10 protein-coding genes are annotated in these 13,320 nt (G+C 73.1%); 8 read left to right on the plus strand and 2 right to left on the minus strand.

Features of this window, described 5'->3' with window-relative positions; genetic code table 11:
* From FVS66_RS05515 to FVS66_RS05530, 4 genes are all read left to right on the plus strand, one after another.
* A partial coding sequence (locus FVS66_RS05515; protein ID WP_262386823.1) for a resuscitation-promoting factor occupies nucleotides 1-1,088 on the plus strand: 1,088 nt, incomplete at its 5' end.
* On the plus strand, nucleotides 1,085-1,942 hold the full coding sequence (rsmA, locus tag FVS66_RS05520; RefSeq protein WP_149179859.1) for a 16S rRNA (adenine(1518)-N(6)/adenine(1519)-N(6))-dimethyltransferase RsmA: 858 nt from the start codon (nucleotides 1,085-1,087) through the stop codon (nucleotides 1,940-1,942). The genes FVS66_RS05515 and rsmA, both read left to right, overlap by 4 nt.
* Entirely contained in the window at nucleotides 1,939-2,832 is an 894-nt protein-coding gene (locus FVS66_RS05525) for a 4-(cytidine 5'-diphospho)-2-C-methyl-D-erythritol kinase (protein WP_149179860.1), read from the plus strand. Before rsmA ends, FVS66_RS05525 begins: the two co-directional genes overlap by 4 nt.
* 52 nt (nucleotides 2,833-2,884) lie before the next feature.
* Nucleotides 2,885-4,222 (plus strand): acyltransferase, encoded by a 1,338-nt coding sequence (locus tag FVS66_RS05530; RefSeq protein ID WP_149179861.1) that lies wholly within the window; start codon nucleotides 2,885-2,887, stop codon nucleotides 4,220-4,222.
* A 94-nt stretch (nucleotides 4,223-4,316) separates the two neighbouring features.
* Here FVS66_RS05530 and FVS66_RS05535 read toward each other — a convergent pair whose 3' ends face one another.
* Both FVS66_RS05535 and FVS66_RS05540 read right to left on the minus strand, forming a co-directional pair.
* Entirely contained in the window at nucleotides 4,317-5,384 is a 1,068-nt protein-coding gene (locus FVS66_RS05535) for a hypothetical protein (RefSeq protein ID WP_149179862.1), read from the minus strand.
* Between the two features lie 105 nt (nucleotides 5,385-5,489).
* Entirely contained in the window at nucleotides 5,490-6,173 is a 684-nt protein-coding gene (locus FVS66_RS05540) for a lipoprotein (RefSeq protein ID WP_149179863.1), read from the minus strand.
* A 109-nt stretch (nucleotides 6,174-6,282) separates the two neighbouring features.
* Here FVS66_RS05540 and FVS66_RS05545 point away from each other — a divergent pair, with 109 nt between their 5' ends.
* The 4 genes from FVS66_RS05545 to FVS66_RS05560 all read left to right on the plus strand — a co-directional run bounded on the left by FVS66_RS05545 (nucleotide 6,283) and on the right by FVS66_RS05560 (nucleotide 13,214).
* Nucleotides 6,283-8,091: an ABC-F family ATP-binding cassette domain-containing protein gene (locus tag FVS66_RS05545; protein WP_149179864.1), complete on the plus strand. Its 1,809-nt coding sequence runs from the start codon at nucleotides 6,283-6,285 to the stop codon at nucleotides 8,089-8,091.
* A 269-nt stretch (nucleotides 8,092-8,360) separates the two neighbouring features.
* On the plus strand, nucleotides 8,361-10,280 hold the full coding sequence (locus FVS66_RS05550) for a PQQ-binding-like beta-propeller repeat protein (RefSeq protein ID WP_149179865.1): 1,920 nt from the start codon (nucleotides 8,361-8,363) through the stop codon (nucleotides 10,278-10,280).
* Between the two features lie 72 nt (nucleotides 10,281-10,352).
* Nucleotides 10,353-12,254: a PQQ-binding-like beta-propeller repeat protein gene (locus FVS66_RS05555; protein ID WP_149179866.1), complete on the plus strand. Its 1,902-nt coding sequence runs from the start codon at nucleotides 10,353-10,355 to the stop codon at nucleotides 12,252-12,254.
* A gap of 267 nt (nucleotides 12,255-12,521) precedes the next feature.
* Complete coding sequence (locus FVS66_RS05560; RefSeq protein ID WP_149179867.1) at nucleotides 12,522-13,214, plus strand: response regulator transcription factor; 693 nt, start codon at nucleotides 12,522-12,524, stop codon at nucleotides 13,212-13,214.
* Nucleotides 13,215-13,320 lie beyond the last annotated feature (106 nt).

The raw sequence follows: 13,320 nt of genomic DNA on the forward strand, positions 1-13,320 counted from the left end.
ACGGCCCGCGGCGGCTCGTCCTGCAGGCGCTCATCGTGGCCGTACTCGCGGGCGGCACCAGCGCGTTCGTCGCCGACGACAAGGCGGTACGGCTCAGCGTCGACGGCGCCCCCCGCACCCTGCACACCTTCGCCGACGACGTCGCCGAACTGCTCGCCGCCGAGGGCCTCGCCGTCGGCGAACACGACCTCGTCGCCCCCGACCCCGGCACCGCCCTCGCCAGCGGCGACGAGGTCGTGGTCCGCTGGGGCCGCCCCCTCGACCTCCACCTCGACGGCCGCGGCCGCCGCCTGTGGACCACCGCCCGCACCGTCGACGAGGCCCTCCGCGAACTCGGCGTACGCGCCGAGGGCGCCCACCTCGACGTCTCCCGCTCCTCGGCCATCAGCCGCGAGGGCCTCGCCCTGCGCGTCCGCACCGAACGCACCGTGACCTTCCTCGCCGACGGCCGCGAACGCACCGTCCGCACCAACGGCGCCACCGTCGCCGAAGCCCTCGACCAGGCCGGGATCACCCTGCACGGCGAGGACACCATCTCCGTACCGCCCACCGCCTTCCCCCGTGACGGCCAGACCGTCACCGTCCTGCGGGTCACCCGCGGCCGTGAGGTACGCGACGAACCCATCCCGTACGACGTGCGCCGCGTCGACGACCCGACCCTCTTCAAGGGCACCGAGGTCGTCGCCCGGCAGGGCCGCAAGGGCATGCGCCGCGTCACCTACCGGCTGCGCACGGTCGACGGCGTCCGGCAGAAGCCCCGCAGGACCGGCGTGCAGACCGTCCGCGAGCCGGTCACCCGGATCGTCAAGGTCGGTACCAAGGCGATGCCCACCTCCGTCGCCGGCGCCGACGATCTCGACTGGGAGGCCCTCGCCCAGTGCGAGTCCGGCGGCCGCCCCGACGCCGTCGACCCGTCCGGCACCTACGGCGGCCTCTACCAGTTCGACGCCGGCACCTGGCAGGCGCTCGGCGGCACCGGCCGCGCCGAGGACGCCCCGGCCGCCGAGCAGACATACCGGGCGAAGAAGCTCTACGTGCAGCGGGGGGCGAGCCCGTGGCCGCACTGCGGCCGTAGGCTGTATCGGTGAGCACCACTGAGCCCGACGCCCTACTCGGCCCCGCCGACATCCGCGAACTGGCCGCAGCGCTGGGCGTACGCCCCACCAAGCAGCGCGGCCAGAACTTCGTCATCGACGCCAACACCGTCCGGCGTATCGTCCGCACGGCGGAGGTACGCCCCGACGACGTGGTCGTGGAGGTGGGCCCGGGCCTCGGCTCCCTGACCCTGGCGCTGCTGGAGGCGGCGGACCGGGTGATCGCGGTGGAGATCGACGACACCCTGGCGGCGGCGCTCCCGACGACGATCACGGCGCGTATGCCGGAGCGGGCCTCCCACTTCTCCCTGGTCCACTCGGACGCGATGAACGTGGACGAGCTGCCCGGCCCGCCGCCCACCGCGCTCGTGGCGAACCTGCCGTACAACGTCGCCGTGCCGGTCCTGCTGCACATGCTCGACCGCTTCCCGAGCATCGAGCGCACCCTCGTCATGGTCCAGGCCGAGGTCGCCGACCGCCTCGCCGCCGCCCCCGGCAACAAGGTGTACGGCGTCCCCTCCGTCAAGGCCAACTGGTACGCCGAGGTCAAGCGCGCCGGCGCGATCGGCCGCAACGTCTTCTGGCCGGCGCCCAACGTCGACTCCGGCCTGGTGTCCCTGGTACGCAGGGACCCCCCGAAGACCACGGCCACCAAGCGCGAGGTCTTCGCCGTCGTCGACGCGGCGTTCGCCCAGCGCCGCAAGACGCTGCGGGCCGCGCTGGCGGGCTGGGCGGGCTCGCCCGCCGCCGCCGAGGCGGCTCTCGTCGCCGCCGGTGTCTCGCCCCAGGCCCGGGGCGAGTCCCTCACCGTGGAAGAGTTCGCCCGTATCGCGGAGGCCAAGGCGTGAGCGTCACCGTCCGAGTCCCGGCCAAGGTCAACGTCCAGCTCGCCGTCGGCCCGGCCCGCCCCGACGGCTTCCACGACCTGGCGAACGTCTTCCTGGCGGTATCCCTGTACGACGAGGTCACGGCGGCCCCCGCCGATTCGCTCCGCGTCACCTGCGAGGGCCCGGACGCCGACCAGGTCCCCCTGGACCGTACGAACCTGGCGGCCCGCGCGGCGGAGCTCCTGGCGGCGCGGCACGGCATCGAGCCGCGCGTCCACCTCCACATCGCCAAGGACATCCCGGTCGCGGGCGGCATGGCGGGCGGCAGCGCGGACGGCGCGGGCGCCCTGCTGGCCTGCGACGCCCTGTGGGGCACCGGCGCGACCCGGGACGAACTCCTGGAGATCTGCGCCGAACTGGGCAGCGACGTGCCGTTCTCGCTGGTGGGCGGGGCGGCGCTGGGAACGGGCAGGGGAGAGCGGCTGACCGCGCTCCCGACCGGCGGCACCTTCCACTGGGTCTTCGCGGTGGCGGAGGGCGGGCTCTCCACCCCCGCGGTGTACGGCGAGTTCGACCGCATCACCACGGACGCGACCGCCCCCACCGCCTCCCCGGCACTCCTGGAGGCGCTGCGCACCGGCGACACCACCGCCCTGGCGGGCGCCCTGGCCAACGACCTCCAGCCGGCCGCCCTGTCCCTGCGCCCCTCGCTCGCCGACACCCTCGCGGCCGGCATACGGGCCGGGGCCCTCGCGGGGATCGTCTCCGGCTCCGGTCCGACGACGGCGTTCCTCGTCAAGGACGCCGACGCGGCGGAGACGGTGGCGGCGGCGCTCATCGCGTCCGGCACCTGCCGCACGGCACGCGCGGCGACGTCTCCGGCGCCGGGCGCGCGCGTACTCACGCCGTAACTGAGTACCTGTACTCTCCCGTCCCCGGAGACCGGGACGGGACGCTACCCGCATGCGAAGTACGGGTACGGGTGCGAGCACGGGCACAGGCGCGGGTACGGGGCTCAGCGTGCTGGAGCCGGCCGCCGCCACCCCCGCCACACGGGACCGTTACGTCGACCTGCTGCGGGTCGCGTCGCTGGCGACGGTGGTGCTGGGGCACTGGCTGATGGCGGCGGTGACGGCCGACGGCCGGGTGGGCAATCTGCTGGCGGTCGTCCCGTCGCTCCAACTCCTCACCTGGGTCCTCCAGGTCATGCCGGTCTTCTTCTTCGTGGGCGGCTTCGCGCACGCCCTGTCGTACCGATCCCGCCCGGCGTACGCGACGTTCGTCAGGGGCCGCCTGCGACGGCTGCTGCGCCCGACGGTGGTCTTCATCGTGGTGTGGGGCACGGCGGCGCTGGTCATCCAGCTCCTGGGCGGGGGCGCCGGCCTGACGGGCACGGCGCTGCGCCTGGTGACGCAGCCGCTGTGGTTCATCGGCATCTACCTGGCGATGGTGGCACTCACCCCGCCCCTGCTGAAGCTCCACGAGCGGTGGGGCTGGGGCGCGTTCGGGGCGCTGGTGACGGGCGCCGTGGTGGTGGACGCGCTGCGCTTCGCGGCGGACGTGCCGTTCGTCGGGTTTCTGAACTTCGCGTTCGTGTGGCTGGCCATCCACCAGTTGGGCTTCCTGCGCGCGGACGGCCGCCTCCGGGCGCCGTGGGTGCCGGCGGTGACCGGCCTGGCGGCCACCGCGGCGCTGGTTGCCCTGGGCCCGTACCCCCTGTCCATGGTGGGCATGCCCGGCGAGAAGGTCTCCAACATGGCGCCGCCCACGGTGGCGTTGCTCTGCCACGGGGTGTGGCTCGTGGGCGCGGTGGAACTGCTGCGCGGCCCCGGCACCCGCCTGGCCGCCCGCGCTCGCGTCTGGCGGGCGGTGGTGGCCGCGAACGGGGTGGCCATGACCGCGTTCCTCTGGCACCTGACGGCGATGCTCGGCGTGTACGGCGCGATGCTCGCGCTCGGCGTGACGCTTCCCGAGCCGGCGTCGGGGGCGTGGTGGACGCAGCTTCCGCTCCGCCTGGTGGCGGCGGTGGTCGTGACAGCCGTACTGGTGGCCCTGTTCCGCCCCTTCGAGCGCCCGCCGCGCCCCGGGGCGGCGTCCCCGAGCCCCACGTCCGCCGCCGTGGCCGCCCTGGGCATCACTCTGTCCCTCCTGGGCGTCCTCGGCCTCTCCGCAGTCGGCTTCGCGGGGCTCCTGGAGGGCCACAGCGCGCCCCTGGTCGCCTTCGAGGTCACGGCGCCCGGCGCCGCCGCGATGACCCTGACGGGCTGGCTCCTGGTCGAGGCCCGCTCTCGACCTCGCTGAGCCTCCGCCCTGGTGCGCGCCCCTCCGCGCGAACCGGGCCGCGGTCGACCGACAACGGGATGCGTCGGCCGGGCAGGGGGCGCGGCCCCCGGGGCTACGCCGGGGGCTCGCAGGCGTGGCGGTCGGCCGAGCGGGTGGCGAAGGACTTCAGGGCCGTGCGCAGGGACGCGTGGTCCAGGGCCAGGCCGTCGTCCGGGGCGATCGTGTACACCGCGGTCGCGTCCGCGCCCGGGCACCTGGCGGTCATCCGGTACCGCCCGGTGGGCGAATCCGCCTTGTCCTTGGCCGGGAGGCCCGCGTCCGGGCCGGACAGGGCCGCCTCGCCGTACGGCCCGTACGACGCGGTGAAGGTGTAGAGCGGTGTCCCCAGGCGGCTGCCCAGCAGACACGTCTCCACGGGCGCCGGCTCCGCCGGCGTCTCGACGACCGCGCCGGCCCCCCACCGCCGCCCCGTCGCGGCGTCCACCACGTTCGCACAGGTACCGGACGCCTTGGCGAGGGGCTGGTGGCCGCCGGTCGACGGGGCGGGCACCTTGTCCAGCGGGTCTGCCGTCTGCGCGTCGCAGCCCGTGCGGCGGGCGTAGGAGAGGGCCGTGTCCGTCAGGGCGCGGACCAGATTCGCCCGTGCCTCGGCGGAGCTGAAGGTCCCGCCCCTGCCCAGGCGCCCGTCCGCCGCCGCCAGCAGCCCGTCCCCCGGCGCGTCGCCGCAGTCCAGCAGGACGAGCGCCCGGGCCGGCGCCGCCGTGGCCGTCGCGTCGTACGAGAAGGAGCCCGTCCATCCGCCGCCCAGCGGCACCGCGTGCTCGCCCGGGTCGATCGCGCCGTCGGGGCCGAAGGGCTCGCCCACGTTCCGTATCCGGATCTGGAGTCCGGCCTTGCCGTCCCGTGTCTCGGCGGAGCAGAACCACCCGTCCTGCCGCAGCTCGCTCGACGACGTCAGCTCGACGTCCGGGAGCAGCTCCCGCACCGGCTCGGCCGCCAGGTCGCCCTGGCACGACCGGGACAGGGGGTCGGTGCCGCGCCATTCCTCGTATCCGCCGGACAGCCAGAACGTCCCGCCGGCCACGACGACGGCCGCCGCCGACGCGACCGCGGTCAACCGGGCCCCGCGACGACGCAGGAGGGGGGTCTGGTCCTTGCTGTCCTTGCTGTCCTTGCTCATGTCCGTACCTCTCAGAAGGGTCGTGCCACGGCGGGTCCGGATGGCCGTCCGGATGGCCGTTCGTACGGTCACGGACACGCGGTACGAGGCCCTCCGGTTCTCCCGTCAGCCGCCCGGCACCGTCATGGTCGTCTTCGCCAGCTCGTACGCCGGGAGCATTTCCTCGTGCTCCCGCGTGTCCAGCCCGCCCAGCGCCAGCACCACCGCGCCACGCGGTGTCATGACGGCCAGGGCCCGGGCCTTCCGCGATTCGTCCATGAGTTCGCTGGTCACGACGTACGTCACCTCGGTGGCGGGCACGCCGCCGGCCCGGCCGGCCCGGACGTCGCGGTACACGACCGACGACGGGGACTCCTCGTCCGCGACGAACGCCTCCAGCACCTGGCGGGGCATGGTGTCCGTGTGCTCGCCGGTCCAGACGCGGAGGAAGCCGATCTGCCCGGCGGGCTTCGCGTCGATCTCGCAGACCACCGTGACGGTGCCCTGCTCCAGCAGCGACCGGAAGTCCGGGTCCTCGACGGGCTTGATCCTCTCGGGCTCCCACCGGGCCGCCACATCGAACGTGACGGGCAGCGGGCAGACCGACCCCGTCCCGCCGAGCGCGCCGCCACTCGCCGCCACCGCGGGGGTGGCGACCGCGGGCGAGGCGGCCTCCGAGGGGCTTCCCGAGGTACTCGCCGACGGGCTCACGGACGTACCGCCCGCTCCCGCGCCCTTCGCTCCGGTACCGCCGGCGCAGCCCGTCAGCAGTGCCGCGGCCACCCCCGCCGCCACGACACTCCGCCTCATCACAGCCGGCCCCTCCCATGGACGATCGCCGCACGCTACCGCACGGCCTGAAGGGCACCCCCCGGCGCCCACTACTCTGGAAGGTCCGTCCCGCCACATCAGGAGTGAAATGGCCGCCAACCTGGTCAATGCCGAGGCCGTCAGCAAGGTGTACGGCACCCGTGCCCTGCTCGACGGGGTGTCCCTCGGCGTGTCTGAAGGCGACCGCGTCGGTGTCGTGGGGCGCAACGGCGACGGCAAGACCACGCTGATCCGCGTCCTCGCCAAGCTGGAGGAGGCCGACAGCGGCCGAGTCACGCACAGCGGCGGACTCCGCCTCGGGGTGCTCACGCAGCACGACTCGCTCGACCCGGCCGCCACCGTCCGGCACGAGGTCATCGGCGACCTCGCCGACCACGAGTGGGCCGGCAGCGCCAAGATCCGGGACGTACTCACCGGCCTCTTCGGCGGCCTGGACCTGCCCGGCTTCCCGCAGGGACTGGACACGGTCATCGGCCCGCTCTCCGGCGGTGAGCGCCGCCGTATCGCGCTGGCCAAGCTGCTGATCGAGGATCAGGACCTGATCGTCCTCGACGAGCCGACCAACCACCTCGACGTCGAGGGCATCGCCTGGCTGGCCCGCCACCTCCAGGCCCGCCGCTCGGCGCTCGTCTGTGTGACGCACGACCGCTGGTTCCTCGACCAGGTGTGCACGCGCATGTGGGACGTCCAGCGCGGCACGGTCCACGAGTACGAGGGCGGCTACTCCGACTACGTCTTCGCGCGCGCCGAGCGTGAGCGGATCGCCGCGACCGAGGAGACCAAGCGGCAGAACCTCGTCCGCAAGGAACTGGCCTGGCTGCGCCGCGGCGCCCCGGCCCGTACGTCCAAGCCGCGCTACCGCGTCGAGGCGGCCAACGAGCTGATCGCCGACGTGCCGCCGCCCCGCGACAGCAGCGAGCTGATGAAGTTCGCGTCGGCCCGGCTCGGCAAGACGGTGTTCGACCTGGAGGACGTGACCGTCCAGGCCGGGCCGAAGACCCTCCTCAAGCACCTCACCTGGCAGCTCGGCCCGGGCGACCGCGTCGGCCTGGTCGGGGTGAACGGCGCGGGCAAGACGTCGCTGCTCCGCGCCCTCGCCGACGCCGCCGTGACACAGGGCGAGCAGCAGCCCGCCGACGGGCGGGTGACCGTCGGCAAGACGGTCCGCCTCGCCTACCTCTCGCAGGACGTCGCCGAACTCCCGCCGGCCCTCCGCGTGCTGGAGGCCGTCCAGCAGATCCGCGACCGCGTCGACCTCGGCAAGGGCCGCGAGATGACGGCGGGCCAGCTGTGCGAGAAGTTCGGATTCACGAAGGAGAAGCAGTGGACGCCGGTCGGCGACCTGTCCGGTGGTGAGCGCCGCCGCCTCCAGCTCCTGCGGCTGCTGATGGACGAGCCGAACGTCCTCTTCCTCGACGAGCCCACCAACGACCTCGACATCGAGACGCTGACCCAGCTGGAGGACCTGCTCGACGGCTGGCCGGGCTCGATGGTCGTCATCTCCCACGACCGGTTCTTCGTCGAGCGGACCACGGACCGTACGTTCGCGCTGATGGGCGACGCCACGCTGCGCATGCTGCCGCGCGGTATCGACGAGTACCTGGAGCGCCGCCGCCGGATGATCGAGGCGGCCATGCCCGCCCCCGCCCCGGTGCCCGCGGCGAAGGCGGCCAGGACGGCGTCCGCGGCCGACGCACGCGCAGCGAAGAAGGAGCTTCAGCGGATCGAGCGACAGCTCGACAAGATCTCCGACAGGGAGTCCGCGCTCCACTCCCGCATCGCCGAAAATGCCACCGACTTCGAGAAGGTGGCGAAACTGGACGCGGAGCTCCGGGAACTCGTCGCCGAGCGCGAGGACTTGGAGATGCGCTGGCTTGAACTGGCCGACGACGCATAGCCGCGCCACGCACCGGACGACACGTTCAGAAGCTCGTAGAGAAGCCGTGCAGAGCCGGTAACAGCGGCATCACGGGCCCGTCCGCCCTTGGGAACAGGGGCGGTCCGGCCCGTCTGCGCCAAGGGCCCGGGTGGTAGAAAGAAACCCCGCTCGACTCACGTAACAGTGCGACATCCCTGTCCGATTCGCTCCATTCCGGCGACGAGCCTCGCGCCGGAATCGCGGGGGAGGCCGATCGGCCAGCGGACCGCACGAAGGGGGAAGCGCTGATGACTCAGCCGCCCAGCCAGCAACCGCCGCAGGGAGGCTTCGGGTCTCCGCAGGACCCGCAGGGGGTCCCCCAGCCGCACGCGCAGCCGCCCGCGGCCCCGCCCCAGCAGCCGTCCGCACCGCCCGCGCAGCCGCCGTCCGCACCTCCGGCCCAGCCGCCCGCCGCTCCCGGGCAGCACCCGGCCCAGCCGCCCGCCGGCCAGCCCGGTGCACCCGGTTACGGCTACCCGCAGGCGCCCGGCCAGCAGCCCCCGGCGCCCGGTTACGGCTACCCGCAGGCCCCCGGCCGGCAGCCCGGACCGTACGGCCAGCCGGGCCAGCCGGGCCAGCCCGGACCGTACGGGCAGCAGCCGGGCCCGTACGGCCAGCCCGGCCCGTACGGCCAGCAGCCGAACCCGTACGGCGGTTACCCCACCCAGCCCCAGTACCCCGGCGCGCCCATGCCGCCCGGCGGGACCGGCGGCGGCAAGAACCCCTTCAAGGGCAAGCCCGGCCTCGTCATCGCCGCGGCCACGGCCGGTCTGCTCGTCGTGGGCGGCGGCACCTACTTCGCGCTCAGCGGCGACGAGGACCCGAAGGAGCCCGTCGCCTCCGCGTCCAGCTCCGCACCCGAGCCCAGCACCTCCGCCTCCGTCGACAAGGGCGACGGCTCCGGTGACGGCCGCGCCCAGGACGACGACCTGAACGCGGGCCGCCGGCCGGGCGAGGCCAAGGTCGAATGGCTCGTCAAGAACGACGTGGACCTGCCGCGCAACGGCGCCGACGTGTACGGCCCGTGGATCGTCGGCGACACCGTCGTCAAGGCCATGTACCGGAGCGTCGAGGCGTTCTCGGTGACCGACGGCAAGAAGAAGTGGAGCCTGCCGTTCACCACGGACGTGTGCGAGGCCCCGGTCGCCCCGACCGCCGACGGCACCATCGTCCTCGGCATCAAGGACGGCACGGGCGACCGCGCGGACTGCCGGGTCCTCCAGAAGGTCGACCTGAAGACCGGCAAGGCGGGCTGGAAGACGGAGATCCCGAAGGGCAAGGGCTTCGGCTCGCTGTCCGACCCCACGCTGGCGATCGCCGGCAACACCGTCGCGGCCGCGGGCACCAACAACTCGTACGGCTTCTCGCTGGCCGACGGCAAGCAGATCTTCGGCAAGCCCGCCGACGGCTGCCGGCCCTACGCGTTCGCCGGCGACGGCCCCAAGCTGATCGCCGCCGCCGGCTGCCGGGTCGACGACTACAAGAACCCGCAGCAGGAGGTCTGGCAGGTCGACCCGGCCACCGGCAAGGCGAAGTGGAAGTACCAGCTGGCGCGCGGCTGGGAGGTCGACAAGGTCTACTCGGTCAGCCCGCTCGTGGTGAACGCGGTCCACAAGGAGAAGAAGCAGCGGACCGTGCTGTCCCTCACGGACGCGGGCAAGCTCCGCTCCCAGCTCTCCGGCGGCAAGGACAAGTTCCGCTCCCAGTGCGCCGGCGGTGGTCTGATCGTCTTCGGCCAGCGGCTCCAGGGCTGCGTCGGCGTCGTGGCCGACGGCGACACCTTCTACATGTCGACGGAGCCCACCAGCCTCACCCGCGGCACCAACGACGTCGTGGCGTTCGACCTGAACACCGGCAAGCCCAAGTGGCGGGCGAACGCGGGCGCGGAGAAGACGATGCTGCCCCTGCGCATGGAGGGCGGCAAGCTGCTGCTCTACACCGAGGGCTCCTGGGACCGCGGCGGCGCCGTCGCCACGCTCGCCGCGACGGGCGGCAAGCCGGAGGTGCTGCTTCAGCACCCGGCCTCCGTCGCGAAGCTCGAGCGTGACTTCTGGCAGCCGCGGTACGCCTACGCCGACGGCCGGTTCTTCATCGCGAGCGGCCGGGTGAGCGCCCGGAACGACGAGGCGGAGAGGGAGACCAAGACCATGATCGCCTATGGCAAGTAGCCCGCCGCGATCACCGTGCCGCCGCCGGCGCCCACGGACTGACGACTCCTTTTCCTCAGAGGTACGGACACGATGACCCAGCCACCACCTCCGCCGAACCAGCCCCCGGGCCCGCCGAACGAGCCCGCCGGCCCTCCGCCGCAGGATGGTTTCGGCGCCCCGCAGGACCCGCCGCAGGGCGGCTACGGCACCCCGCCCCCGCCCCCGCCGCAGGGCGGCCCGGCGTACGGCTACCCGCAGGCCCCGGGGACCCCGCAGACGCCCCCGCCCGCGCAGCCCCCGACCGCCCCGGGCTACGGCTACCCGCAGGCACCCGGCCAGGCCCCGAACCACGGCTACCCGCAGGCACCCGGCCAGTACCCCGGCCAGGCGCAGGGACAGGCGCCGGGACAGGCGCCCGGTCAGCAGCCGTCCTACGGCTACCCGACCGCGCCCATGCACCAGGGGATGCCCCCGCAGCCGGGCATGCCCGGCATGCCCGGCATGCCCGGCGCCCCGGGCGGTCCCGGCGGCAAGAAGAAGCTGTCGGCGCAGATGCAGATCATCATCGCGGCGGCCGTCGCGGTCGTCCTGATCGTCAGCGGCGGCGTCTGGTACGCCTCCACCAAGGGCGACGACGACACCCCGACCGCGAACGGCGGCACCTCCGGCTCCACCGAGGGCGGTGGCAAGGAGGAGACCGAGAACAAGGCCCCCGACGGTGAGGGCAAGGAGAAGGCGTCCGCCAACACCCAGGCGAAGGTGGCCTTCCAGATCCCTGCGCCCGTCGTCACCGACACGGTGACCACCAAGGGCTCCTGGCTGACCGAGAAGACCTACGTCAAGTCGGGTGTCAACGAGGTCGTCGGCTACGACGCGGAGAAGGGCACCAAGCTCTGGACGGTGCCCCTCCCCGGCGAGATCTGCGGCGCGTCCGGCAACTTCAAGGACGGCAAGGCCGCCGTCCTGTTCCAGCCGGCGAAGCCCACCAAGGAGCAGAAGTACCCGCCGTGCACCGAGGTCGGCGCGATCGACCTGACCGCAGGCAAGATGCTCTGGACCAAGTCCGTGGAGGGCGCCACCAGCGGTGACCGCAAGGCCCGCTGGGACGAGGTCACCATCGGGGCGAACACCGTCGCGGCCGGTGGCACGAACGGCGGCGCTGCCTGGGATCTGGCCTCCGGCAAGGAGCTCTGGCGCCCGCAGGCGAACACCGAGGGCTGCTACGACATGGGCTACGGCGGCGGCGAGGCCCTGGTCGCGGCGCGCAAGTGCGGCGACAGCAACAACAAGTACGTGGTCATCCAGAACATCAACCCGGCCACGGGCGCGCCCATCTCCTCGTACAAGATGCCCGCGGGCGTCGAGTTCGCGTCGGTCGTCTCCAGCAAGCCGCTGGTGGTGGCGGCCAACGTCGGGCGCACCGCGACCGACGGCTCCGGTATCTCGGACTTCTTCTCCATCGACGAGAAGACGGGCAAGCTGAAGGCGAAGATCAGCGTCGACGCCGATCGGTACGCGGGCAAGTGCCGCTCCACCGAGGTGGAGAACTGCGCGAAGCTCGTCGTCGGCAACGGCCTGCTCTACGTGCCCACCGAGCCCCACGACGGTCCCGGTGACGACTACAACAAGGTCAACGAGATCGTCGCGTTCGACCTGAACACCGGCAAGCTCAATGGCCAGAAGATCGACTCCGGCGACAAGACCGAGGTCTACCCGGTGCGGATGGACGGCGGGAACCTCATCGTCTACAAGACGCCGGGGTACGAGAGGGGCGGCCAGATCGTCAGCGTCCACGGCGGCTCCCTCAAGCAGACCGTGCTGCTGAAGACCCCTGCCGACCGGACGAGCCGGGACGCCGAGATCGGCCTCTGGGAACGAGAGGACATGATCTACCAGGACGGTCGGCTGTACCTGGCGGACTACTTCGTGTCGAAGCCCTCGACCGTGGTCAAGGAAACGCGTTACCTGGCCCTGGTGTACACCACCAAGTAGCGAATGGAACCGGCCGACCGGCCGGAGACCGACGGCGGCCCGGCATGTCCCTCTCGGATGTGCCGGGCCGTCGGCGTACCGGTGTCAGCACCGCGGCGTCAACATCGGGCCGTCAGCATGCGTCCTCGTAAGTAGCCCTGATTGGCGAAGAATTCGACATTGTGGGGGGCTTCTCACCGGTAGGGGGCGCATGGCGTCGAACAAGCGTGTAGCTTGCCGGGTCATGGGAGGGCCGGGGGGTCATCTCCAGGGAGATGGGGGTTCTCGATGGGCGTGCGGCTCATGGTGGTCGACGACCACCGCCTGCTCGCCGAGGCGCTCGCCTCGGCCCTGAAGCTCCGCGGGCACCGGGTGCTCGCCGCCGCCGCGCCCGCGGCCGGTGCGGCCGAGCTGGTGGTGAGCCGCGCGCCGGAGGTGTGCCTGCTGGGCACGGCGACCCCGGCCGAGCCGGGCATCTTCGACCCCGTCGTACGAATCAAACGGGACCGCCCGCAGGTTGCCGTGGTCGTTCTCGGTCCCGTGCCCAGCCCCCGTGGCATCGCGGCGGCCTTCGCGGCCGGCGCCTCCGGTTACGTACGTCACGACGAGCGCATCGAGGGTGTCGAGCGGGCCATGACGAAGGCCCGCGCGGGTGAGGCGGCCGTCGCCCCGCAGCTGCTCCAGGGCGCGTTCACGGAGCTGCTCAACCCGGCCGCGACCCCCGACGACGAGGGGCAGCGGCTCCTCCAGATGCTCACCCCCCGCGAGGTGGAGGTGCTGGTGCGGGTCGCCGAGGGCGAGGACACCCGGCTGATCGCCGCCGGGATGGGCATCGCGCCGAGCACGGCCCGTACGCATGTGCAGCGCGTCCTGATGAAGCTCGGCGTCGGCTCGCGTCTGGAGGCCACCGCGCTGGCCGCCCGCACGGGCCTCCTCGACCGGGCAGCGGCCGGCACCCCGCGGATCCCGCACCAGCTCTGACCTCTCCCGTTCCCTCTCCCCACAGCGGCCTGTTCACACCACCGCACATTGACGCGCCTGTTCGCATGTGGTTTCTTGTGCGCGATTTTGTTTGGCCTGTTGTGGT

The organism is Streptomyces sp. TRM49041 (genome assembly GCF_008271805.1).
Taxonomy (GTDB): Bacteria; Actinomycetota; Actinomycetes; order Streptomycetales; family Streptomycetaceae; genus Streptomyces.

Bases quoted from the DNA above. Each gene is read 5' to 3' on its own strand.
- FVS66_RS05530 (WP_149179861.1), top strand. From the start codon at position 2,885: ATGCGAAGTACGGGTACGGGTGCGAGCACGGGCACAGGCGCGGGTACG.
- FVS66_RS05535 (WP_149179862.1), bottom strand. From the start codon at position 5,384: ATGAGCAAGGACAGCAAGGACAGCAAGGACCAGACCCCCCTCCTGCGT.
- FVS66_RS05540 (WP_149179863.1), bottom strand. From the start codon at position 6,173: ATGAGGCGGAGTGTCGTGGCGGCGGGGGTGGCCGCGGCACTGCTGACG.
- FVS66_RS05545 (WP_149179864.1), top strand. From the start codon at position 6,283: ATGGCCGCCAACCTGGTCAATGCCGAGGCCGTCAGCAAGGTGTACGGC.
- FVS66_RS05550 (WP_149179865.1), top strand. From the start codon at position 8,361: ATGACTCAGCCGCCCAGCCAGCAACCGCCGCAGGGAGGCTTCGGGTCT.
- FVS66_RS05555 (WP_149179866.1), top strand. From the start codon at position 10,353: ATGACCCAGCCACCACCTCCGCCGAACCAGCCCCCGGGCCCGCCGAAC.
- FVS66_RS05560 (WP_149179867.1), top strand. From the start codon at position 12,522: ATGGGCGTGCGGCTCATGGTGGTCGACGACCACCGCCTGCTCGCCGAG.